Annotated in this window: 20 protein-coding genes; 11 read left to right on the top strand and 9 right to left on the bottom strand. The window is 63.8% G+C overall.

Annotated elements, in window-relative coordinates; translation table 11 throughout:
* Positions 1–123 precede the first annotated feature (123 nt).
* Together AC6R19_RS02705 and AC6R19_RS02700 are read left to right on the top strand one after the other, a co-directional pair.
* Positions 124–534 (top strand): hypothetical protein, encoded by a 411-nt coding sequence (locus tag AC6R19_RS02705; RefSeq protein ID WP_500577941.1) that lies wholly within the window; start codon positions 124–126, stop codon positions 532–534.
* 152 nt (positions 535–686) lie between these two features.
* The gene (locus AC6R19_RS02700) at positions 687–1,079 is read left to right on the top strand and encodes a hypothetical protein (protein WP_500577940.1); all 393 of its coding nucleotides are present in this window, start codon (positions 687–689) and stop codon (positions 1,077–1,079) included.
* An 8-nt stretch (positions 1,080–1,087) separates the two neighbouring features.
* Here AC6R19_RS02700 and trhO read toward each other — a convergent pair whose 3' ends face one another.
* Complete coding sequence (gene trhO / locus AC6R19_RS02695; RefSeq protein WP_500577939.1) at positions 1,088–2,074, bottom strand: oxygen-dependent tRNA uridine(34) hydroxylase TrhO; 987 nt, start codon at positions 2,072–2,074, stop codon at positions 1,088–1,090.
* A gap of 205 nt (positions 2,075–2,279) precedes the next feature.
* Between trhO and AC6R19_RS02690 the strand changes: the two genes are divergently transcribed.
* Both AC6R19_RS02690 and AC6R19_RS02685 read left to right on the top strand, forming a co-directional pair.
* Positions 2,280–2,540, top strand: coding sequence for a baseplate wedge protein 53 (locus tag AC6R19_RS02690; protein WP_500577938.1), 261 nt, complete (start codon positions 2,280–2,282; stop codon positions 2,538–2,540).
* A 347-nt stretch (positions 2,541–2,887) separates the two neighbouring features.
* The gene (locus AC6R19_RS02685) at positions 2,888–3,412 is read left to right on the top strand and encodes a hypothetical protein (protein WP_500577937.1); all 525 of its coding nucleotides are present in this window, start codon (positions 2,888–2,890) and stop codon (positions 3,410–3,412) included.
* A gap of 214 nt (positions 3,413–3,626) precedes the next feature.
* On the opposite strand, the gene AC6R19_RS02680 is transcribed toward AC6R19_RS02685, so the two are convergent.
* From AC6R19_RS02680 to ydiJ, 3 genes are all read right to left on the bottom strand, one after another.
* Positions 3,627–4,031 (bottom strand): 3D domain-containing protein, encoded by a 405-nt coding sequence (locus AC6R19_RS02680; protein ID WP_500577936.1) that lies wholly within the window; start codon positions 4,029–4,031, stop codon positions 3,627–3,629.
* Between the two features lie 516 nt (positions 4,032–4,547).
* Entirely contained in the window at positions 4,548–5,243 is a 696-nt protein-coding gene (locus AC6R19_RS02675; RefSeq protein WP_500577935.1) for a tetratricopeptide repeat protein, read from the bottom strand.
* 103 nt (positions 5,244–5,346) lie between these two features.
* Entirely contained in the window at positions 5,347–8,403 is a 3,057-nt protein-coding gene (ydiJ, locus tag AC6R19_RS02670; RefSeq protein WP_500577934.1) for a D-2-hydroxyglutarate dehydrogenase YdiJ, read from the bottom strand.
* A gap of 205 nt (positions 8,404–8,608) precedes the next feature.
* Between ydiJ and AC6R19_RS02665 the strand changes: the two genes are divergently transcribed.
* The 6 genes from AC6R19_RS02665 (at position 8,609) to AC6R19_RS02640 (ending at position 16,330) form a co-directional block, all read left to right on the top strand.
* Positions 8,609–9,586: a YbgA family protein gene (locus AC6R19_RS02665; protein ID WP_500577933.1), complete on the top strand. Its 978-nt coding sequence runs from the start codon at positions 8,609–8,611 to the stop codon at positions 9,584–9,586.
* On the top strand, positions 9,586–11,046 hold the full coding sequence (locus AC6R19_RS02660; protein WP_500577932.1) for a cryptochrome/photolyase family protein: 1,461 nt from the start codon (positions 9,586–9,588) through the stop codon (positions 11,044–11,046). Before AC6R19_RS02665 ends, AC6R19_RS02660 begins: the two co-directional genes overlap by 1 nt.
* A 283-nt stretch (positions 11,047–11,329) precedes the next feature.
* Positions 11,330–11,848: a DUF2878 domain-containing protein gene (locus AC6R19_RS02655; RefSeq protein WP_500577931.1), complete on the top strand. Its 519-nt coding sequence runs from the start codon at positions 11,330–11,332 to the stop codon at positions 11,846–11,848.
* A gap of 114 nt (positions 11,849–11,962) precedes the next feature.
* Positions 11,963–14,137, top strand: coding sequence for an autotransporter outer membrane beta-barrel domain-containing protein (locus AC6R19_RS02650; protein ID WP_500577930.1), 2,175 nt, complete (start codon positions 11,963–11,965; stop codon positions 14,135–14,137).
* Between the two features lie 301 nt (positions 14,138–14,438).
* A complete protein-coding gene (locus tag AC6R19_RS02645; protein WP_500578026.1) occupies positions 14,439–15,647 on the top strand; it encodes a pyridoxal phosphate-dependent aminotransferase in 1,209 nt (402 codons plus the stop codon).
* Between the two features lie 206 nt (positions 15,648–15,853).
* Entirely contained in the window at positions 15,854–16,330 is a 477-nt protein-coding gene (locus AC6R19_RS02640; RefSeq protein ID WP_500577929.1) for an Lrp/AsnC family transcriptional regulator, read from the top strand.
* On the opposite strand, the gene AC6R19_RS02635 is transcribed toward AC6R19_RS02640, so the two are convergent.
* On the bottom strand, positions 16,320–16,703 hold the full coding sequence (locus AC6R19_RS02635; RefSeq protein WP_500577928.1) for an aminotransferase class I/II-fold pyridoxal phosphate-dependent enzyme: 384 nt from the start codon (positions 16,701–16,703) through the stop codon (positions 16,320–16,322). The two genes, AC6R19_RS02640 and AC6R19_RS02635, sit on opposite strands and share 11 nt — an antisense overlap.
* A 65-nt stretch (positions 16,704–16,768) precedes the next feature.
* Here AC6R19_RS02635 and AC6R19_RS02630 point away from each other — a divergent pair, with 65 nt between their 5' ends.
* Positions 16,769–16,918 carry a hypothetical protein gene (locus AC6R19_RS02630; RefSeq protein ID WP_500577927.1) on the top strand — a complete coding sequence of 50 codons (150 nt, stop codon included), beginning with the start codon at positions 16,769–16,771 and terminating at the stop codon, positions 16,916–16,918.
* Positions 16,919–16,955: 37 nt separating this feature from the next.
* Here the strand turns inward: AC6R19_RS02630 and AC6R19_RS02625 are convergent, their stop codons facing one another.
* The 4 genes from AC6R19_RS02625 to AC6R19_RS02610 all read right to left on the bottom strand — a co-directional run bounded on the left by AC6R19_RS02625 (position 16,956) and on the right by AC6R19_RS02610 (position 23,624).
* Positions 16,956–17,489 (bottom strand): Lcl C-terminal domain-containing protein, encoded by a 534-nt coding sequence (locus AC6R19_RS02625; protein ID WP_500577926.1) that lies wholly within the window; start codon positions 17,487–17,489, stop codon positions 16,956–16,958.
* On the bottom strand, positions 17,486–18,352 hold the full coding sequence (locus AC6R19_RS02620; protein ID WP_500577925.1) for an Lcl C-terminal domain-containing protein: 867 nt from the start codon (positions 18,350–18,352) through the stop codon (positions 17,486–17,488). The genes AC6R19_RS02625 and AC6R19_RS02620 overlap by 4 nt, the downstream gene beginning before the upstream one ends.
* A gap of 5 nt (positions 18,353–18,357) precedes the next feature.
* On the bottom strand, positions 18,358–19,605 hold the full coding sequence (locus tag AC6R19_RS02615; protein ID WP_500577924.1) for a DUF1552 domain-containing protein: 1,248 nt from the start codon (positions 19,603–19,605) through the stop codon (positions 18,358–18,360).
* A 182-nt stretch (positions 19,606–19,787) separates the two neighbouring features.
* On the bottom strand, positions 19,788–23,624 hold the full coding sequence (locus AC6R19_RS02610) for a cellulose binding domain-containing protein (RefSeq protein ID WP_500577923.1): 3,837 nt from the start codon (positions 23,622–23,624) through the stop codon (positions 19,788–19,790).
* Positions 23,625–23,650 lie beyond the last annotated feature (26 nt).

Here is a 23,650-nt window from a genome sequence, read left to right as displayed (position 1 = left end):
GGAGTAATTCCTTGCATTTTTCTCTTTGTTGGGAATTTGTTCCAAATGTATTGTTGGCGAAAGGATTTTGCGCCACGACCTGAATACCTGGGTGGCGCAGCCAATGTCTGCACGGAAGCCCGCATGTCGCCCAGTTTCCAGATTCGCTATCTCGCCGTTGGGCGCATTGTCCGGGTACACCTGATCGGCCGTGTGGGCCTGGCTGAGCGGTTGCAGGCCGCCGGGCAGTTGGTGGAGAAATACCGCCACCTGACCCCCCTGCGCCTGCTCGTCGACACGCGCTATGCGGAATCCACCATGACCCCCACCGAACAGAAGCAGTTTGCCGAGTTCATACGGCTGCACCCGGTGCTGCGGCGGGCGCGCATCGCTGTGCTCTACCGCAACGGTTACAGCCCGGTGGCGCTGGCCGCCAGTCAAATCGCCCTGCGCGCCGGCAACACGCGGCAGTTTCTGGTGGAGTCGGAAGCCCTGGTCTGGCTGAGGAGCCGGAGAGTGCATTCCGCCGCCAGGGAGCGCTTCCCGGCTAAATGACAGGGGCGCTTATCGAAATCACAGTTAGCCAAAGAATATCGATTTTGTTGGTATTCGAGCGAAGACTGTTTTTATACTGGTGACGCAGTTGGCGCCACATATGTGAAGTGGTCGCGGAGAATAATGGCAACAAGCGCAGGACCTTCGCAGCGATGAATTTTCACATCACCTACAGGCCGGTCCCCGGCATAGTGCGGCTACTGTATCACGGCACTATCGGGCTGGCGGAGCGTATGGAAGCGGCCACAATGCTGGTGGAAAAGTACCGCCACAGGACGCCGTTGCGCATCCTGGTGGACCTGCGCTTCGCGCGCTCGGTCATCGCGCCGGAGGAGCAGCGCCGCTTTGGCCACTTCCTGGCCGAACACCCCGTTCTCGGCCCGGCGCGCATCGCCGTGCTGCACCCCAGCGACAGCTACCCCTCGCAGATGGTCGCCAGTGAGGCCAGATCGCGCGGGCACAGTTTGCGGCAGTTCTTTGTGGAGGCTGAGGCCGAGGCCTGGCTGGTGCAGGCGAGAGATGAGGTGCCGTCCCTGGCGCTGTAACTCTGGCTCTAAGAACTCTGCGCCTCCGCCTGGCGGCGGCGCTCTTCCTGTTTCCGGCGGCGCCGCGCGGCGGTCACTTCCCGCGCCTCCAGTCCAATATGTTCCTCGCCGCGCTGCCTGGCCAGTTGTATCTGCTTTTCCCGTTCGCGAAAGCGCGCCCGGTCGGCCTCGGAAACCCTGTCGAAGCAGTGCGGGCAGCTGACGCCCTGTTCGAACATGGGTGACCGTTTTTCCTCCTCGGTCACCGGCATGCGGCAGGCGTTGCACTGGTCGTAGTTGCCGCGCTCCAGGTTGTGGTTGACGGTCACCCGGTCGTCGAAGACAAAGCACTCACCATCCCACAGGGTCTCCTCCAACGGCACCTCCTCCAGGTATTTGAGGATGCCGCCCTGCAGGTGGTAGACCTCCTCGAAGCCCTGTTCCTTCAGGTAGGCGGTGGACTTCTCGCAGCGGATGCCGCCGGTGCAGAACATGGCCACTTTCTTGTGCTTGGCCGGGTCCAGGTTGTCGCGTACATACTGCGGGAATTCGCGGAAGCTGCTGGTATTGGGATTCACCGCATTGCGGAAGCTGCCCACCTGGTACTCGTAGTCGTTGCGGGTGTCGATCAGTAGCACTTCCGGGTCACTGATCAGCGCGTTCCAGTCGGCGGGTTTGACGTAGGTGCCTTTGGTGCGGCGCGGGTCTATGCCCTCCACACCCATGGTGACTATCTCGCGCTTCAGCTTCACCTTGCTGCGCAGGAAGGGGGGCTTGTCGGTGTAGGACTCCTTGTGGTCCAGTTCGGCCAGGCGCGGGTCCGACGTAAGGTAAGAGAGCAGCGTGTCTATGGCCTCACGGGTGCCGGCCACGGTGCCGTTGATGCCCTCGCGGGCCAGCAGCAGGGTGCCGCGCACGCGGTTGTCCATCATGACCTTGAGCAGGGGGGCGCGCAGGGATTCGAAGTCGTCCAGGGTGACGAACTTGTAGAGCGCGCAGACGACGATCTGTTTCATGTTGTTTCCTCTTTGCGGGCCGGAGCGTAAATCCGGGGCAGTGGGACCTGTACGTCGGGCACAGGTCAAAAATCGCCGCGCATTTTATCGCAGACGGGCGCAGTTGTCGTACATTTATCAATCAGTGGTGGCGGGCTGCGAAAAGCAATTGACCGTCGGGCCACAAGTTGTCACAGTTCGGCAACACCAAAATGAGGCTATCCCCATGGATGAAGAGTTTGCACCCAGAGAGTCGGAATTGAGCCAGACCTATCGCGAGGGCGATGTGACGGTCCACATCGATATTTACGAAGATGGCGAGGGCGGCTGGCTGCTGGAGATCGTCGACGAGAACGACAACTCCACCGTGTGGGAGGATGCATTCGATACGGAACGAGAGGCGCTGGACGAGGCCCTGGACGCGCTGCGGGAAGAGGGCATAGCGACCTTCGTCGGCCCGGTCCAGGAGACCGACGAGAGCTGGTGACTTCCCCCGATCCGCCCCGCCGATTCCCCGCCCCGATGCAATGTCCGGGTGAGCCCGGACATTGCTTTGCCGGCTGCGCCCTCACTTGATCTCTGCACGCTCAGCGCATTTTTTCGGCTAATACAGGCAGTAAGCATGCATATACGCCGAAAAAATGCGCTGAGCGCACAGATCTCGGCGCGATCATCACAGCCGGCAACGCAATGTCCGGGCTATGCTATGGTTAACTGAGAAGGGAATCGCGACAGTGTGACAGCACACAACCCAATCACAGCACCGTCGCGAGGCAACCACGGACTGATTGTCTCCGGCGGTGCGACCTGGTGTTCGCGGGCGGTTCCCTCTCCATGAAAGCACTTTGTTTTCTTTCCTTCCTATTGCTGAGCCCCCTGGCCGCAGCAGAAAGCATCCAGCTTTCCGATCGGCGCCTTCTCGATACCGGGCTGGCGGAAGCCAAACTGATTTCCGAATTGCGCGGCTATGCGATTGTCGCCGGCCGCAGCTGCGTGGACTGCGACGAGAACACGGCCATCTATATTCACCGGCTAGGTGGCAACGGGGAGGAGGGCGACGGGGAAACGGCCAGCGTCGACCGCTACACCTATCCCGGTCGGTATCTCGATTACCTGAGCAAGGAACTGGTGGAAAAGACGCGCATGTTCTACGGCCGCTGCTATGAGAACCAGCCATCGCTGCTGTGGCTCAGTGAATACCGGGAGAACGGCGGCTGGATCAAGTCGGAATACCTGATCGTATTCGGTGAGGACGGCCTGGAGCACCGCTACAACGAGAACCGCCAGCCGAGTATTTTCTATATCGACAACAGCGACTGTGTGGAGCTGCCGGGTATTACTGCGGAGACGGAGCCCTAGCGGAATTGGCGGGCTCGCCCCGCGTGGGTTCGCTTGAATGGTAGCTTGGGCTGAGCGCAGCGAAGCCCAACGAGGAGGTCGGGACTTCGCTGTTGGGGGTTCGCAGGGCTCACCCCAACCTACGCGCTTTCCCGAGTCCCAGTCCCCAAATAAAAAGCCCCGCTGGAGGGCGGGGCTTTCAGGGGCGGGGTCAACCGCTGTCGTCAATAATCAGTTATTTCTTCTTCAGCAGGGAGACCTTCAGTTTTTTCTTGCCCCACTTGCGCGCCTTCTTGATGTCCTTTTCCATCCACACGTCGATGCGGTTCTTGAAGCGCTTGTTCATGCGGTCGCGGACGGTATAGGTGCCGGGCAGCCCCTCAATCTTTACCTTGGCGCCGTTGGTCAGGCCGTGCTTTTCGAGGTCACGGGACACTGCGATGACCTTTTGGCCCGGGCGCAGGCGGTTGTTCCAGGCCGCTACCCAGGGATCGCCGTCGGTCTGTCCGGGTACTGAGTTGTAAGCGGTGGCGTCGACGGTCATGGTCTTTTTCACGGTGGCAGATGCATTCAGGCTCACTGCTGCTGCGAGAAACGCGATTACAAAAAGTGCCGAATTGCGCAGAGTCTGTTTCATCATGTCCCGATACCTCCAGGATTCAAATGGGCCGCAAGCCAAAAGGTGCTTGTGAAGTTTCCAAGTGCCTTTGGAAATAACTGATCAATGTTTGATCAGTGATCGCTATATTACGGACTGATGACCCCATATCAACTTTTTCTGGGAAGTCGGCAAAAAGCCGTACGTTATGACAGGTTATTTCCTGGCGTGAGCATATTTACCCCGGTCACGCAGGGATTCTGAAAAATAATTCTTGGAGATCAAGTATCCGTAAACGGTTGGTCAAAAAATGCACTTCCGGTTTGGTAATTGATTTCTTTACTCAGGTATTTGCTGACAACGATGTCATCCTAACGGCTGTATAAAATTTGTATTAGGTTGTCTTCCTAATCCCGGGGCGGAAAGTAAAAAATTTCCTTTGAATTATTTGTGACCGAGCGTCCGGAAAAGCGATTTCCAGCCTTGAAACAGGCATATAGGAGGAGAAACCATACGTTCTGTATGGAAAATAGGGATGGGTATCCGGGTTTAAAATGGCTAGAGGGCCGTGCTGCTGGCGCGGGCCGGGGGATTGACCAGCTGGCGCAGGGCCAGTAGGTAGGCGCGGTCCTCTTCGAGGTCGGCAAAGCCGTGGCGGGCATCGAGCTCCACGGCCTTCTCCAGCCACTCGATGGCCTCTTCCAGGTTGCCCTGCCACTCGCACACCTGCCCCAGATTGAAATAGGTGATGGCCAGATTGTGCCACTCCCTCTGTCGCGCCAGGTCGCGGGCGGCGCCGCTATAGAACAGGTAGGCGGTGCGCAGGAAGTGCGCTTTCTGTACCGGGTCCTCCTCGCTGGCGGACTGCTGGTGATAGGTGTGGGCCAGGGCCGAACGCACCCGGGCGGCCGAGTGTTCGAAGGGGGGCGGATGTCCCAGGGAGGCGCCGCCGTCCAGGTAGTCCAGCACCGACTCGAACTGGGCCCGCGCCAGCGGGTAGAGGTCTGGGCGCGCCCGCGCGCTCAGGGCGTTCAGCACCATGCCGTAGCGGTAGCGCAGGGCCTGCTGCTGTTGCGGCCGGCTGGCGAGGGCGGCGATGGCTTTCTCATAGAGGGGCAGGGCGGCCTCGAAATCGCCGTCCAGGGCGAGTTCTTCGGCTTCGTCGACCAGCTGTTGCGGAGCCGGCTCCGCGAGAGCGGCACCCGGCGCGAGTAGCGCCGCCAAGAACAGCAATCTGGTCAGGCTTTTGTACATCGGCCTTTCCCGTGGTAGAGGTAGGGTGCGCCGTGCGCACCGTTGATCGGTCGGTGCGCACGGCGCACCCTACAAATTTCCCGAGTCCCGATACTTCTCAGTATCACCCCTCAACCCGCAGCTGCGCCAGCACTCCCTGCAACGGATGGCGCAGAGTCACACCCGCGAAGCGCTTGGCCTGGCAGCGGCAGGAGTAGCCGCTGGCGAGCAGCGTGCCCTTCCCGTCGGCGCTGGCTTCTGACAGCCGCGGCGCCCAGGACTGCTGGAAGATGGTGCGGGAAGTCTCCCTGTGCGCCGTCTCGTGGCCGTAGGTGCCGGCCATGCCACAGCAGCCGAGGCTCTCCGTGTGCAGTTCCAGCCCCAGGGCCTCGAAGATGCTCTGCCAGTCGCGCAGGGAGGCGGTGGCGTTGGTCTGCTCGCTGCAGTGGGGCAGCAGGCGGAAGCTGGTGGGATTCAGCCGTGGGCGCTGCTGTTCGAGGTGCTCCAACTGCCCGGCCAGCCATTCCTGCAGCAGCTGCACCTTGGGTGCGCCTTCGCCGAGCAGTTTCCGGTACTCGGCGCGGTAGGTCAGGGTCATGGATGGATCCACGCCCACCAGGGGTACGCCGCTGGCGGCCAGTTCATTCAGCATATCGCTGTTGCCCTCGGCCACGCGTCGGAACTGGCGCAGGAAACCGTGCACATGCAGCGGCTTGCCGTTGGCCTTGAATGGCGCCACCAGTGGCACGAAATCCAGCTGCTTCAGTAGGCGCAGGGTATCGCCGACCACTTCGGCGTCGAAATAGCTGGTGAAGGCGTCCTGGACGATGATTACCGCGCGGTTGCGCTGCGCCGGTCCCAGGGCCTTGAGGCAGGCGGGACTGGCGAAGGGCACGCCCAACTCGCCCATGGTCTTGCGCAGTGTCTTCTGCGCCAGCAGCGGGCTGTCCACCAGGCCCAGGCCGCGCTCCAGCAGCCAGGACACCGGCCTCAGGCCCAAGGGTAAATTGTACAGCTGCGGCAGCCTCGCCAGGTGCGGCATCACGAACTCCAGGCCGCCGACGAAGTAATCCTTCAGCGGGCGCAGGTAGCGGCTGTAGTAGAGCTCGAGGAACTTGCTGCGGAACTCGGGCACATCCACTTTCACCGGGCACTGGCCGGAGCAGGACTTGCAGCCGAGGCAGCCCTGCATGGCCTCGTTCACCTCGTGGTTGAAGTCGTACTCGCCGCGCATCTTCGCCAGGGAGTTCACGATGCGCCCGGGCAGGCCGACGAAGAAGGACTGCTCCCGGAACCTGCGCGCGGCCTCCACCGCGTCCACGTTCCGTTCACTCAACAGCCGCAGCCACTCCTTCATCAGGGTTGCGCGGCCCTTGGGGGAGTGGATGCGCTCGCGGGTGGCCTTGTAGGACGGGCACATGGCGTCGTCCGGGTTCCAGTTGAAGCAGGCGCCGTTGCCGTTGCAGTGCACCCCTTCGCCATAGCCGTCCCAAACCTGTACCGGGATCTGCCGGTCCAGCTCGCCGCGGGTGGTGACCCGGTCGATCTTCAGCAGCGCCGAGGCGCGGCTCGGTGTGGCTATCTTGCCCGGGTTCAGCTGGTTGCGCGGGTCGAAGGCGGCCTTGATCCGCTGCAACTCCGGGTAGAGCTCGCCGAAGAACTCCGGCGCGTACTCGGAGCGCACGCCCTTGCCGTGCTCGCCCCACAGCAACCCTTGGTATTTCTGTGTCAGCGCCACCACCTGGTCGGTGATCGGGCGTATCTGTGCCGCCTGCTCGGGGTCCTTCATGTCGATGGCCGGGCGCACGTGCAGCACGCCCGCATCCACGTGGCCGAACATGCCGTAGTCGAGGCCGGCTTCATCGAGCACCGCGCGGAACTCGGCGATAAAGTCCGCCAGGTTCTCCGGCGGCACCGCCGTGTCCTCGACGAAGGGAATCGGGCGTTTCTCTCCCTGCACATTGCCGAGCAGCCCCACGGCGCGCTTGCGCATGCCCCAGATGCGGTTCACCTCGCTGTGGCCGCGGGCGATGGTGTAGCCGAAGCTCTTGCCCGGCTGGCCTATCACTGCGTCCACACGGCCGGTGAAGCCGGCCAGCAGCAGGTCCAGTTCCTCCTCCGAGTCGGCGGTGTATTCCACCAGGTTGATGCCCTTTACCGGGCGATCGTCGGAGGGGAAAAACTCGCTGACGCTGTGCCAGACGATATCCTCCATCGCCAGCATCAGCACCTTGCTGTCCACCGTCTCGATGGAGGTGGGGCCGGCCCCCATCAGGTCCTTGGCGTCGCGCAGGGCGTCCCGGAAGTGGTCGTACTTCAGGTTCACCAGCGCCGCGCATTTGGGGATCGGCAGCAGGTTCAGCTTCGCCTCGGCGATAAAGCCGAGGGTGCCCTCGGAGCCGCACAGCACGCTGTTCAGGTTGAACTGGTCGCCCTCACGGATGTGGGCCAGGTCGTAGCCGGTCAGGCAGCGGTTCAGCTTGGGGAACTTCTGCTCGATCAGCGCCGCCTTGTCGCGGGCTATCTCGTTGCAGGTCTCGTGTACCTTGCCGATGCGGTCGTCGCGTGCGGTGATTTCCTTCAATTCTTCGTCATTCAGCGGTGCGGATTTCCACAGCTCGCCGCCCAGCAGCACCGCGGACAGTTCCAGCACATGGTCGCGGGTCTTGCCGTAGACGCAGGAGCCCTGGCCGGAGGCGTCGGTATTGATCATGCCGCCGATGGTGGCGCGGTTGCTGGTGGACAGCTCCGGGGCGAAGAAGAGGCCGTGGGGCTTCAGTGCCGCGTTCAGCTGGTCCTTGACCACCCCCGCCTGCACCCGCACCCAGCGCTCCTTGGCGTTGATCTCCAGGATGCGGTTCATATGGCGGGAGATATCCACCACCAGGCCGTCGGTCAGGGACTGGCCGTTGGTGCCGGTGCCGCCGCCGCGGGGGGAGAGCACCACCTGGTGGAAGTCCTCGCGATCCGCCAGTACCGCCACCAACTGCAGGTCGCGGGTATCCCGCGGGTAGACCACCGCCTGGGGCAGCACCTGATAGATGGAGTTGTCCGTGGCCAGCACCGTGCGGCTGGCGTAGCTGGGGCTGATATCGCCGCGAAAACCGGCGTCCGCCAGTGCCTGCAGGAATTGCAGGTAGAGCGCCTGTACCTCGTCGACTTCGCGCAGTGCTGGGATCATGGGGGTAAATCCGTAGCTCTCGGGAGCACCTGTGGAAAATGCGGCCCTGCATTGTAGCCGCGGCGCCTGTATGCGCAAGCGGCGCCCGGGCCACCGGCCGTCTCGCCGTGTGGAGAAGCGTCATCCCGGGGCGGTGGGATTTCTTGTGTGGCTTTCGCCTCCGGGATATAAAAGTTGTACCTGTCATCGTGGACCTGGGACTCTTGTGACGATCCAATTGCTGACACAGAAGATTCCGGTAGGCATCAGCCAGTGCGCGCTGGGGGACCCGGTGCGCTACAACGGCGGCCACAAGTTGAGCCGGGTCTGCACCGGGCTGTTGAGCCGCTGCTTCGACTATGCGCCCTTCTGCCCGGAGGTCGCCATAGGCCTGGGCGTGCCGCGACCGCCCATTCACCTGGTCGCCAGCGACCGCCTGCGCGCCGTCGGCGTGGACGATCCTTCGATGGACGCAAGCGAGGCACTCGAGGGCTATGCGGACCGAATCGTGCCCCGGGTGGCGCAGCTGCGCGGCTTTATCCTGATGCAGAGGTCGCCGAGCTGCGGTGTGGGCAGCACACCGCACTACCCGCCGGGAAAGGCCGAGCCACTGGCCCACGGCGCCGGCCTGTTCACCGCGCGCCTGCGGACGCACTTTCCGCACCTGCCGGTCGAGGAGGCGGGGCGGCTGGACAACCGCGAGATCCGCGGGAATTTCCTCACCCGGGTCTTCGCCTACGACGCCTGGCACCGCTATGTGGCGCCGGACCCGCGCCCGGCGAAAGTGATCGAGTTCTACTCCGCCTACAAATACCTGCTGCTGGCCCACCACCAGGAGATGACCCGCGAACTGGGCCGCTTTCTCGCCGGTGCCAAGGCGCTGCCACCCGGACAACTGGCCTTCGAGGCGCGCGGCCGGATCATGGAGATCCTCGCCCATCCGGCGAGCCGCGAGAACAGGACCAATGCGCTGATGCACAGCCAGGGGCACCTGCGGGAGTTCCTCGGCAGGGCGGAGAGAGCCGAGCTGGTGCAACTGATCGAGGACTATCGCCTGGGCCGGAAACCCCTGTCCGCGGTGTTGAGTCTGCTGCGTCGCTATCTGCCCCGCAGCCGGCACGCGTTTATTCACAGCCAGGTGCTGCTCGCCGCGGAGCCCGAGGCGTGCGCGCTGGCGGATTCGCAGCAGCCGGAGCGACCCTGATGGCCGCCCGGGCCTTCGCGCGCGGGCTGGTGTGGCTGCGCAACGACCTGCGCCTCAACGACAACACGGCGCTCTACCGCGCGGCAAAAGGTTGCGATGAGCTGGCGGTAGTCTTTATCGCCTGCCCGCAGACCTGGCACAGCCACGATGACGGCGAGCCGGTGGTCGCCTTCCGCCTCGCCTGCCTGCGCGAACTGCAGCAGAGCCTGGCGGGGCGCAATATCCCGCTCTATTTCCTCGAACTGCCGACTTTCGAACAGGTGCCGCGGGCGCTGGTGCAGGTGGCGCAGAGACTGGAAATCGATGCACTCTTTGCCAACGCGGAATACCCCCTCAACGAGCGGCGCCGCGACGACGCCGTGCGCGATGCGCTGAAAACAGTGGGGGTTCCGGTGGAATACAGTAGCGACCGCACCTTGCTGCCCCCGGGCTCGCTCAAGACTGCCAGCGGCGAAACCTACAGGGTGTTCACCCCCTTCAAGCGCGCCTTCATTGCCCAGTGCGGCAGTGACAGCTTCGCACCACTGCCGCCACCGCGCAGGCTGGGCGGCTACGGCGGCTGGCCGAAGTGGATTCAAATGGAGGGCGAGCACAATCTGGTGCAGAAAATTCCCCATCGCCTGCAGGGATACGGGCTCGCGCCCGACAGGGATGGCAGGCTGTTGGGCTGGGTGCCGGGAGAGCAGGCCGCGGGAAAACGCCTGCGGGAGTTCCGCGAGGAAATCGGCGGCTACGCGGAGGAGCGGGACTTTCCCGCGCTGGACGCCACGTCGCGCCTGTCTCCCTACCTGAATTGCGGCGCCGTCTCGATCCGCCAGTGCGCGCACATGGCGCTGGACTTGAATGGCGGCCGCTGGAGCGGCGGCAGCGAGGGCGTCAGCTGCTGGCTGGGCGAACTGCTGTGGCGCGAGTTCTACACCCACCTGGTCGCGGCCTTTCCGCGGCTCTGCATGCACAAGCCGTTCAAAACGGAGACGGAAAAGGTACCCTGGTCCTGCGACGAGCGGCAGTTCCAGAAATGGTGCGCGGGCAAAACCGGGGTGCCTATCGTCGATGCGGCCATGCGCCAGCTGAATGAAACCGGTTGGATGCACAACCGCCTGCGCATGGTCGTGGCATCCTTCCTGAGCAAGAACCTGCTGATCGACTGGCGCCGGGGCGAGCGCTATTTCATGCAGCACCTGATAGACGCGGACCTGGCCGCCAACAACGGCGGCTGGCAGTGGGCCGCCTCCACCGGCACCGATGCGGTGCCCTACTTCCGCGTATTCAATCCCTACAGCCAGTCGCGGAAGTTCGACAGGGAGGGAATATTCATCCGCGAGTTCGTGCCGGAGCTGCGCCATCTGGACAGGGATCAGATTCACTGCCCGCCGCCCCTGGCGGGCTATCCTCCGCCAATCTGTGATGTTGCGCAGAGTCGCAAACGCGCGATCGCCGTGTTCGCCGATTTGAAGTGAGTAACGGTTCGGGGCGTGTTGCGCTGGTCTATATTCTTGGAAACTCAAGTTTCGGAGTTCACATCGAGGGCAGGAAGCCTCCGGTTGGCACTGTGCGAGGCCCTGCTGCCGGTGGCCACCTGGCAAATATCTACCGATGAGGTTTTTTACCAGGTGGCCACCGGCAGCAGGGCCGCTCGAAGGCATCTCCCCGCGGCGTTGGCAATCCCTGTGAACTCCGAAACTTGAGTTGGAAAAATCGACGGAATGATTTTGGGTTCGGCAGAATAAGCGAGCTGGAAGCATGAAACAGCTGCTCAACTTCTCGATGTATTTCTGCGGCTGGTGGATCGCCATTCTCGGCGGTAATGCCATGGCGCTGGTGGCGCTGTTTGTGATCCTGATGTCCCATTTTGCCCTGTGGCACGATCAGCGCGACATCTTTATCGTGCTGTTTTTTATCTTTACCGGCTTCCTGACGGAGTGGCTATTTATGGCCAATCGGGTGCTGGATTATGGCTCCAATCTGCCACCGGCCTGGGTCATCTGCATGTGGGCCATGCTCGCCACCACCCTGCGCTATTCCCTCTCTTTCCTGGTTGGGCGGCCGCTGGTGGCGTTTGCCACCGGCTTTATCCTGGCGCCTCTCGTCTACAGCAACAGTGTGTATTTCGGCCCCGCCGACTGGGGCAGGGAGAGCTGGGAATCCCTGTTGATCCTGTCCCTGTGCTGGGGACCCCTGGCGGCCGCGATCAGTGGCCTGGTGATTCCCTTTGTCGATCGACTGGACGGCGGTGGTGATTCGCTGGGTACTATTCGATAAATTTTGAATAGCTGTCGCTACCTATCGAGTGATCTCTTGCCGCACTGCACCGCCGGGCGGCGTGTCTATACTTGCCCCATCGTGATCTGACCAATTTCCGCAATGGAGTGCGCAATGGGTTTTCCCCTCAGACCTGTCTGTGCCGCCGTGGCCCTCGCCAGCGCCGCCACCGCATATGCCGATAACGGCAACGATCTCCTGTATCAGAGTATTGTCGTCTTCGGCGACAGCCTGTCGGACAGCGGCAACGCCGGCATTTTCACCAGCAGCGATCCCGACGGCATACTGCCGAGACAGCCGGCGATCAGCTTTACCGCGCAGAACTTCGGCCTGGATCCACTGGAGCCCTCCTGTTCCGGCCTGGGGATCAGCATCGGCGGGCCGGTTCCCTGCTACCCGAGCGCCGCGGATCCCGCCGGGCAGTTCCAGCAGGTAGCGGCCTCGGTATTGGCCAACGGCAGCAACTGGGCCGTGGGCGGCAACCACACCGCGGACGTGCTGCTGGACGTTGTGGGGCCGCAGCGCTTCCGCCAACTGTTTCCGAATACCACCGTCGCCGATCACAATGCCCTGACCACGATCCTGCCGGACTCCAGCCGCTGCGGCGCCGACGGCGTCTGCGATCCGGCCGCCGGCGAGAGCCCTTTCCTCTCCCCTGCGGAGGTGGCCGCAGCGGTCGCCGCCTTCGATGATCCCGCGGCCCTGCAGGCACTGGTGGACGACCCGAACAACGATATCACCCTCACCGGCGTGCCCTTCGGTACCGGCCAGGGTTATCTGCCGCAGAACGGCGTCTCCAGCGACACCCTCTACTACCTGAACGGCGGCGGCAACGACATCATCGCCGCCACCATTGCCGGGACTGTTTCCCCGGACAGCATGGAGCGCGCCGCAAATTTCCTCGCCACCGCGGCCCGGGAACTGCGCATTGCCGGCGCCGACTATGTGGTGGTGTCCAACGCGCCGCGGGTGGGCGATACGCCGCTGATGAACGACATTGGCCCCGACGCAATCAGCGCGGCCAACATAGGCACGGCGCTGTTCAACAACTCGCTGCGGATACAGCTGAACTTTGTCGGCAATGTACTGATCCTGGACACCGAGGGCATGGGCGCCCTGGCCCTGGCCAGACCCGGGCTCTTCGGCTTCGCCAACATCGATCAGGCCAGGACCTGCTACGCCGCCGGCGCCTGCTCCAACCCGAATCCCGTCTACAGCGAGACCGGCAGCGCCCCCGACTCGGACCGGCTGCTGTTCAACGACGGCGTGCACCCGACCCTGGCCGCCGGGCAGCTGCTCGGGGATTATTACTATTCGGTACTGAGCGCGCCGGTGGGCTTCGGCATGCTGCCGGACCTGGGCTACCAGAACACGCGCCTGCACCAGTCCAATATCGACCACCACCTGGTGGCGCAGCGCTTCCGCGATCCCACCACCACGGTGTTTTTCAGCGCCGCCTGGCAGTACACCGACCTCGGCCAGGGCCCGGCCCCCAACCGGGAGAGCAATGGCTGGGATGGCTTCTTCGGCTTCAGCTTTGCCGCCGGTGACCATTTCGAGTGGGCCCTGGCGCTGTCCTACGCCGGCAACGACTACACGCCCACAGACCTGTCCCTGAAGGCCCGCAGCTGGAATCTTTCCGCCTTGGGGCGCTGGGACGACGAGCGCTGGTTCGTGGACGGCGGCATCACCTACAGCGATATCGATTACCACGAGGTGGACCGCGACATCCACCTCGGCCAGACTTTCAGCACGCGCATCGAGGGCGATACCGACGGCAGTGCCACCGCCCTGTTTGCCCGCGCCGGCTACGACAGCGCGCCGGCGCTTCCCTGCCAGATAGGCCCCTTCGTGTCGGCCGAGTGGACCCAGGTGGATGTGGACAGCTTCCGCGAATCCACCGATCCGGACCTCACCTATATCGGCAGCAACGGCCAGACCCTGGACCCCCTCGGCCTCTATGTTCGCCACCAGGACCGCGAGTACTATCGGCTGCGCGCCGGCTTCTTCTACAACGCGCCGGAAGAGGCGGACTGGCGCTGGTTCGGGGAGGTGTGGCTGGAGCACAACGGCGGAGACGACACCGCGAATGTGGGCATCGGCGTCAAGTCCATTCCCGGCAACAGCGCCTACCTGAATGCCTACGACAGCCGCAACGCCGGCTTCTTCCAGAACGGCTTCGGTGCCCTGGTGGGCCTCAACCTGACCGACAAGCTGCAGCTCTCCGGCAATATCCTGGTGCGCCCGGAGGACACGGTGGGCGGGCTGAACCTGAACTACCGCTTCTAATGCTGGGGACTGGGGACTGGGGACTGGGGACTGGGGACTGGGGACTGGGGACTCGGGACTCGGGACTCGGGACTCGGGACTCGTCGGATCCTCCTGGGCGAGAAAGAATAGCTCCCCTCTCCCGCTTGCGGGGAGGGGCCGGGGGCGGGGGAGTCACAAAAGTGTCACCGAATTTTCTGCGGCAAAGCCGCTGAAAAAGCCGCAGGAATGCGAAATTCGAGCCTCTATATCGCCATCAATTACCCGCGCCGTTGTTAACGTTAGAAGTATCGATAACAACCCGAAAGTGACACCAGTGACGATGTTCAGTCCCCGATTCAGCAAACAGAGTGAAGCCCTCAACAGCGCCGATGCCGACGTCTGGGCGGTCAGCGACCGCGCCCACGAACTGGCCGACAAGGGCGAGGATGTGATCTTCCTGTGCGTGGGCGACCCCAACTTCGACACCCCGGAGCCGATCCTCGATTTCGCCCGCGCCCGCCTCGGCGTCGGCCGCACCCACTACTCCCCGGCCGCCGGTGAGCCGATGCTGCGCCGCGCCATCGCCGATATCGAGAGCAAGGTCTCCCCGCACCCCTGCAGCCCGGACGACGTGGTGGTCTTCCCCGGCGGCACCAACGCCATCTACGCGGTGCTCGCATGCCTGCTGAACCCGGGCGAGGAAATCGTGATTCCCGAGCCCATGTATATCGGCTATGTGCCTATCTGTGACTCCCTGCGCCTGAAGGTCAAGAAGGTCGCCTGTCCGGCGGAGACCAACTTCGCCTTCGACGTGGACGCGATCGAGGCCGCCATAGGCCCGGACACCCGCGCAGTGATGATCAATACCCCGGTCAATCCCACCGGCGCCATGGCTACCCCGGAGCAGCTGCGCGAACTGGCCGCCTACTGCCGCGAGCGCGACGTCTGGCTGGTGTGCGACGAGATGTATTCGATGATCACCTTCGCCCGCCGCCACACCTCCCTGCGTACCGCGGCGGCGGAGCTGGACAATATCGTCGTGATCGACGGCCTGTCCAAGTCCCACGCCATGAGCGGCTGGCGCCTGGGCTGGGCGGTGGCCCGCGGGCCACTGGTGGAGCGGCTGATCGAATTCGCCGGTGCCACCATCTTCGGTTGCCCGCAATTCATCCAGGAGACCGCCGCCTTTGCGCTGGAGTTCGACACCTACTTCGTCAAGCAGATGCGCGAGGCCTACGAGCGCCGTCGCGACCTGATAGTCCCGCGGATCAACCAGATCCCCGGCCTCAGCTGCTACTCCCCCGAGGCGGGTATGTTCGTGATGGTGGACGTGTCCCGGGTGGCCCACTCGAAAGAGGGGAGTAGTGGCCAGGCCTTTGCCGAGGCATTGCTGGATGCGGAGCGGGTTTCCGTACTGCCCGGCGCGCCCTTCGGTACCAGCGCCGCCAACCACGTGCGCCTGACCCTGGCCGCGGACGAGGGGGAACTCTCCCGCGCCCTGGACCGCATTGAGCGTTTCGTCACCGCCGGCAGCCGCCGGGCGGGTTAATCCCCGGCATCATGATGGGGGCGAACCTTGTGTTCGCCCATTCGATCGCCGCGCACTGACCCGAAACGGGCGAACACAAGGTTCGTTCCAGCCGCTCCAGGTATTCGCGGCGCCTTCGGCCCCTACGCGGCGGGTGCAGTACGTGATGCGATTGCCCGCGAATGCCGCTATCCTTGCCCCTTTTCCAAGATCAAAAGAACAGCCAAGTGAAAATCGACCGGCACAATCTGCGTATTTTGCAGGCGCTGCAGACCAATGCGCGCATCAGCAACCTGAAGCTGAGTGAAGAGATAGGACTTTCCGAGAGTGCCTGCCTGGCGCGGGTCAAGCGCCTGACCAGCGAGCGCTATATCCGCGAGTTTCACGCCGAGGTGAACCTGGACAAGGTGCGCCACGCCGAGTTTTACGTCAACGTGGCCCTGAAGCGCCAGGACGCCCGCACCAGCGAAAGCTTCCGCCGCGCCATCAACGATATTCCGCAGATAGTCTCCTGCGTGAAGATGTCCGGCGAATTCGACTATATGCTGCGTTTCGTCTGCCCGGACGCGGCGGACTTCAACCGCGTGTCCGAGCAGCTGCTCGCCAACGAGGACGCGGCCATCTCGCGCATGACCTCCCACCTGGTGATCGAGAAGACCAAGCCGTTTACCGGCTATCCGCTGGAATTGTTGTTCAACGACTGAGCCTTGCGGCCATCTTGCCCAGCGATTCCAGAGCCCGCTGCAAGTTCTGGTCCAGGGGCCAGCCGCAGTTGATGCGAGTGCAGTTGCGGTAGCGCCCCAGGCTGGAAAATCCCTGGCCGGGTAGGATGCTGATGTTTTCCGCGGCGGCGGCTTCGAATAGGGCCATTCCGTCGAATTCCTCCGCCAATGTCAGCCACAGCACGAAACCGCCGTCCGGTTTCGAAATTGCCGTGCCCGCAGGCATGGCTTCATCCAATACGTGGCGGTAGGCCGGCAACTGTTCCGCCAGCGCCGGGCGCAGCCGCTGCAGGTGGCGGCGGTAGTAGCCGCCGTTGACGAAGTCCGCCAGTGCCGCCCGCAGGGGCAGGTTCACTACGAGCTGCTGGTGCCCCGCAAATTGAATGTGGTGGTCTTCCGCCCGCGAAAATGCGCGCCTGGTTGAGAAGGCTGAACGGCAGCGACGAGGTATTTATGACGCCCGGGCAGTGGCGGGGCGGGGACGCGCTGCGTGCTGCCTTCAGTAACTGGTCCACAACCGACGCCGATGTAAGCAGGGTGATTCGCCTGCTGGAGAAAATCGCGTCCTGACGCAACAATCGCAGGTGATGCCCGCTAAGAAACGACCTCACAGCGCGTCGCGCACCAGTCGAACGGCTTTCGGCTTCGTCCTTTCGCCGTAGGTAAAAGCGCCGGTTGCAAAATTGACGTGCCACGAATAGTGCGTATGAAAATTGGCGGGCGATGACGACCAGACATCCGCAGGGGCCGCGTTGGGGAAAATCGCCAGGTTGATTGCGGGGCCGGCGCACTGCAGTTCGACCAGGGTGCCCAGTTCGCGGATATTCGGCAGGCGCCAGTCCCTGTGGCCGCCGAAACCGCCTTCACCGTTGAATGTCGGTACGTAGGCCAGCGCCTCGGCCCAGGTCAACGCCAGCGGTTCGCCCCGATCACAGGTTTTGCCCGCGACACCTTCCAGGCAGGCGCGCCACATCAGGCCGGTTTTTGTGTCGACAATGGCGCCGTCATCCTGTTGCCGGTAGCGCGAGGAGGGTGCGGTCGCCGCCATATGTCCGGTTTTGCAATGCTGGGCGGCCTGCGCCTGGGAGAGCGGTGCCAGCAACACCAACAGCAGTGCCGTATTGCGCAAGCTATCGATCATTTCGCCCCCGAATCTCCACTGTTCCAGTTTCTGACCAGCCGCACATGGCGGCCGTTGTCGCGCGGCATGGGTGCGGAATAGCCGAACTGGAAATTGACCGCCCAGGCCCTTTCCTCCAGCCTGGCGTCGGGCGAATGGCTCCAGTAAAAACCGCCTTTCGCGTTGGGAAAATACGCCGTATCGATAGCCGGGGCGCTGCGCCCGAAGTGCACCAGGGTGGCGAGTTCCGCCAGGGTCGGCACACGCCAGTCATTGAAGCCGCACAGGCCCCGCCGGTTGATGCGACTGACGAATTCCTCGATATTGCAATAGGTGGCGGGCTGACCCCGGACGTATCCCGTGCACTGGGCGTAGTGGCTGTTCCAGTCGCCGATGGCGCCGCCGTTCATGCGCTTGTTGGGGTTATACCAGGTGTACACATCGTCCGCGTCGTGCCGCCCCCGGTTGCCGTAGACCCCGTCGCCCGGCTGCTTGACCTCCCACGCCAGGCCGGTGATTTCATCCAGTACGCAGTGCCACTTCTGTGCGTCCGCGGGCAGCGGTTCGCCCCGATCGTCAATCTTGCGAAAGACAAAGCCTGCCGCGCCGTCGGCGTCGCCGCCGGCGGTGTCCCTGCCGTGCCTGCAGTCCTGCTGGCTCAGGATATCGCCGCCCAACGACGCCCCCTCGGGCAGCCGTTCGAGGTCGATGCTTGCGCTGCAGTCGCCGTTGACGCCCCGGGGATAGTTCGCGCCCCAGGTGATGCCCGTATCGTTGAGCCCGTTCCGGGGCGGAGGAGTATCCCGGTCGGATTCCGGGCATCCGCCCAGGGAGGCAGCCGTGAGAGCCAGCGCGGTAATTTGTGCGAGTTTATTCCTGATCACTTTGTCTAGGCCAAAACCCCCGGAATCACTTCGTTTTGATAACCCTGATACAGCGGATGCTGGTCGGCCTGCAGCGCCACCGCCGCGGTGTGTATCTGGTGCAGGGGCGTATAGGAGGCACCGCCGGCATTGGATACACCGCGCTGTATGGCGCCGCCGCCACCGGCCATGATCAGGGGCACGTCGTTGCTGCCGTGGGCGTCCCCGTTGCCCATGTCGGTGACTTCGCAGACGATGGTGCTGTCGAGCAGGCCCCGGTCCCTCAGGCGGCCGATCAGGAAGGCCGACAGGCTGCTCAGGTGCGCCCGCGTCTCCCGGTAGAAGGGGTAGGTCGGATCGCCGCCGTTGCCGCCGTGGATAGACGAGTGGTAGGTGTCCTTGAAATTCAGGTAGGGCAGGGAGAACTCGGCGCCGTCGTTGCCCAGCGCCAGCGAACAGGAGGCGGTGAAGTTGCACTCCAGGGCCAGAGCGATGATCTCCGCCTGCAGTTCCGCCTGTTGCTGGAAGGTGGAAAATTCGATCGGGAACTGGGCGGGTGGGGTGGCGGCGTTGCAGGACAGGCCGCCGCCGGCCAGATCCTGCAGGCGCTGCTGGGTTTCCTCGATGGCGGTCAGGTGCGAATCCAGGCGCTGCTGTTCGTAAGTCCCCAGTTTCGTTTTCAGCGCGTTGACCGCCTCCAGGTGCGCGTCCACCGCGTTGAGCTTGGGATCGCCGCCACCGCCGCCGGGCTGCAGGTTGCCGAACAGGCGGTTGAAGGCGTTGAAGGGGTTGTCTTCAAACGGTACTTCCGCGCCCTTGTCTTTGGTCAGGACGCCGTTGCCGTTGCTGTGTACACCCAGGTTGACGTAGGTGAATGGCAGGTTTTCGCCGAGAATTCTGCCCATGTTGACGTCGAAGCTGTCGCCGCCCCAGCTGTTGTTGATGATGGTGGGCATGACGCCGTGCCCGCCGCGGTGGTGGCCCATGTTCCTGAGGAAGTTGCATTCGCTGGCGACGGAACTGTAGGGCTGGGACATGGCGCCGAAGCTGGTCAGGTCGCCGTTGGGGTACCAGTGTTCCGCCAGGGCGCCGTCGGGCACGTAGATGACCACCGACTTGTTGGGCCCCGTCTGCGCCTCGGCCCAGCGGGAGACCATCATGCCCGTGACCAGCGGCGAGGCCCGCATCAGCCCCCTGCTGATGCCCGCGGCCGCGAAGATTTTCAGTAAATCCCTGCGCCTTTTGTCAAACTCGTTCCTGTATCGCTTTGCCATGATCTGACCCTTTTATTTTTGTAACTACTCGCCCCCCGTTGCCCGTAAGAAAGGCTTGGGCGGCCCCGCTGCCGGGGGCCTTCGCATCTGACTTGAGTATTCTTGCCCGAGTCCCGAGTCCCGAGTCCCGAGTCCCGAGTCCCGAGTCCCGAGTCCCGAGTCCCGAGTCCCGGAACCGCCCCTCAACGCTGCCACTCCTTGCGGTAGCGCACCGCATCCAGCGTGCTCATGCTCTCGAGCATGGTGCGGGGGCTCTGCTGCACCAGGGTGTCGGTCATATCCCGAACCGTGCAGGTGTAACCGTCCTCCTCGAGCGGATCCAGTTCCCGCCCCTGCGGATTGCTGTTGTCGATGTTGTCGTGCCCCACGCCGAGCATGAAGCGGAACATGTTCTGCGAGACGCAGGACTGCGCGCTGGGCAGGGTCGCCAGCACCTGGCCCAGGCCCCGGGCACCGTCGAATTCGATCCACTCGCCGCGGTTGCTCAGGACATCGGGCGCGTACAACTGCCCGCTGGCATCGATCACATTGCCGTTCAGGTCGACGCTGCGCGGATTGCCCACCGAGTCGAAGTCCTCCATGCCGCCGCCGAGCGGGTTGATCCACTCCTGGTGGCAGTTCAGGCAGGGCGCGACGGACGTCAGGGCCTCGTACTTCATGCGGTTGGTGGTCGCCGGATCGGCCAGAAGGTCCGCCAGTTCCTCGAGGCGCTCCGCGCGGCTCTCCGCGATGCCGGCGGGCGGATCCGGCTGGTCCTGGCACAGCATGCGGCGGCGTACCCGCACCGAGCGCCGGATCGGCGAGGTCTCGACGCGTTCGGCCCAGCGCGACATAAAGGCGCCGCTGGTGAGGATGCCGCCGCGGTCGCTGGTGGTGACCCGCTGGAAGGCGTCGCCGGAGACGCCGCCGATGCCGTAGTGCTGCGCCAGGGGCCCGTTGACGAAGGTCCAGTTGGAGTCGTAGAGGGAGGCGAAGGACTCGCTGCCGTTCAACATGACCTCGGCGAAGACTTCGCGGATTTCCCGCTCCATGTGCGGCGCCACATTCTCGAAGCCGGGCCAGGTGGCCGCGTCCTTGGGCGAATTTTCCAGCTTGTCGGTATCCAGCCAGCTGCCGACGAAGTCGCCCATGGTTTCCCTGGCCTCGGCAAGGTCCAGCAACCGCTGCGCTTCCTGCCGGATCTGCACCGGATCGCGCAACTGGCCGTTGGCCGCCTTCTGCAGCGCCGTGTCGTCCGGTGTGGAACCGGCGAAGGAATAGCTCAGCCAGGTGGCCATTTCGTAGGAGGTCAACTCGTAGGAATCCGCGTCTATCTCGCTGTTGGCCGGGTTGGGTTCGCCCAGCTCGTGGCGGTAGAGGAACTGCGGCGAGGACAGCATGGTCGTCAGCGCCAGCTGGATGCCGGAGTGTACGTCGCCGTCGGTAAAGGTGCCGTTGGCCAGTTCCGAATAGGTCGCCACTTCCTGGCTGTCCAGCGGCCGGCGGAACACTTTCGGTGCCAGCTCGCCGATAAACTGGTCGGCGCAGCTCTGGTTGAAGGAGGCGCAGCTCAGTGCCGGCGAGAAATCGCGCGCCGCCGACCAGGCCGCGATTTCCTCGGCCGCCGTCAGGTAGCGGTCGTAGCTGCCAGTCACGATGGAGGCGTGGGCGTTGTTGATGAAGTAGCCGACCCGGCTGTCCTCGGCCAGGCCCTCGGCAGCGGCGAAATCGACGCCCAGCAGGTCCTCGACCGTGTTCTGGTACTCGGAGCGCGTCAGGATCTTCAGCTGGCGGGCGCCGTAGCGGACGATGCTGCAGTTGGGCGGCGGCTGGTCCTCCCAGAAGGTATCGGCGATATAGTTGCCGACCTTCTCCGCGCAGTCCGCGTCGCAGGCGGACGGCTGATTCTGGGGCATGGCGCTCTCGATATAGCCGATCATGAAATCCAGGTCCTGCGGCACGTTCAGCGGTACTCCCACCGAACCGCCGTCGGCGGCGAAACCGTGGCAGTCGGCGCAGACGGCGCTGTAGATTTCGGAGCCCGTCATATTGCCCGTATCGATGCCGCCGCTGCTGGACGAGCTGGAGCTGCCGGACGAGGAACTGGAGCTGCTGCTCGATGAGCCCGGGCCGCTGCAGCCGGGTAGCGCAAAGCTGCCGTCGTGGTTGCCCTGGAAGCCGAATGTAGTGCTGTCGCCCGGCGCGAGGCTGCCGTTCCAGCCGACGTCGCTGAAGGCGGCCGTGTTGCCCGAGACGCTGCTGTTCACATTCCAGCTGCCGGTGATCTGCGGCGGCTCACTGAACTGAAGCGCCACCTCCCAGCTGCTCACCGGGCTGTTGCCGCCGTTGGTCACGGTGACATCCAGCTGGTAGCCGTTGTCCCAGACATTCTCGAAGGTAATCGCACAGGAGACGCCACCGCCGTTGCCGCCGCTGGACGAGTTGCCCGAAGTCGAGCTGCTTGAGGAGCTGCTGGAACTGGAGCTGCTGCTCGAGGAGGAACTGCTGCTCGACGACGAGCTGGAACTGCTGGAGCTGTTGCCGCCTTCCGCGACTACCCGGTGCAGGGTGCCGCCGGCGATATCCACCAGGTAGATCTCGCCGCCGTTGGACTCGCCGAAGGAGGCGATGCCCATATTCGTATCCGCCAGCGGGTACATGGCGTCGGTGTAGGCCCAGACCCTGCCGCTCTGGTAGTCGCCGAAGACATAGGCGCCGTTCATGCCGGCGATCTGCGAGCCGCGGTAGACGTAACCGCCGGTGATCGATTGCCCCTGGCCGTGATCGTATTCGAACAGGGGATCGTCGTAGGGGCCGCTGCCGTTGCAGCTGTTGGAAGTAGCGTGGAAACCCTCCCGGCAGCGCCAGCCGTAGTTGCCGCCCTTCTCGATGATATTGACTTCCTCGTACAGCGCCTGGCCCACGTCCGCCAGCCACAGGTCACCGGTGAGGCGGTCGAAGCTCCAGCGCCAGGGGTTTCTCAGGCCGTAGGCGTAGATCTCAGGCCTGCCGCCGCCGCTTGCGAAGGGGTTGTCCGCGGGAATGCCGTAGGGCGAGCCGCTGTCCACATCGATCCTCAGCATGGCGCCGTGCCAGTTGCTTGTATCCTGGCCGTTGGCCTCGGGATCGTTGGCCGAACCGCCGTCGCCGAAGCCGATATACAGGTAACCGTCGGGCCCGAAGGCGATCTGGCCGCCGTTGTGGTTGGCGTAGGGCTGCTGCAGGGTGAGGATGTCCTGGCGCGAGCCGGCGTCCAGGCTGGCGCCGCCCGCGCTCTCGGTATAGCGCGCGACCACTGAGGTCATGGGATCCGAAGCCGGCGTGGTGAACGACAGGTACACCTGGCCGTTGCTCTGGTAGTCGGGGTGGAAGGCCATTCCCAGCAGGCCGCCCTCGACGGCGGTATCGACCGTGCCGGACAGATCCAGGTAGGTGTTCTTGGTGGACGTGAAATCGTCGTTGGCGTCGATCCAGTAGACCACCCCGGTTTTCTCCAGCACGTACCAGCGCGAGTCGTCCCCCGGCGCCTGCAGCAGGCCGAGCGGCTGGCCGAAGGTCAGGTTCGGGAAGGCCCGCTGGATCTCCACCGCCGGCGGCGGGCCGCTGGGGCCACCGCTGCTCGAGGATGAGCTGCTGGAGGATGAGCTGCTGGAGGAGCTGGAACCGGATGACGAACTCGAGCTTGAACTGCTGCTCGAGGAGCTCGAACTGGAGCTGCTGCCCCCGTCACAGACGGAACCGGTTACAACCGGCACCGCGGCGCTGCCGGAGCCATTGCTCACCTGCAGGCCGAACTCGGCATACTGCCCCGGCTGGATGTTGCCGTTCCACGACAGGTTGCTCGCCGTGTAAGGGTTGTTGCCCGACAGGTTGGCGTTCCAGCTGTCGGTCACGACGGTGCCGTCGCTGTACTCCCAGTCGACCTCCCAGCCATCGATGGCGCTGGCGCCGTCGATGGTGATGCGGATACCGGCCTGCGCCCCCGAGCCCCAGTCGTTGACCACCAAGTACTCGCAGGTTGCCGCGACCGCCGCCGGCATCGAACTCCATGCCCACAAGAACAGAA

Source organism: Microbulbifer sp. SE14 (genome assembly GCF_059834885.1).
Note: the sequence above shows the minus strand (reverse complement) of the source record. Positions and strands in the feature narration are given on the sequence as shown.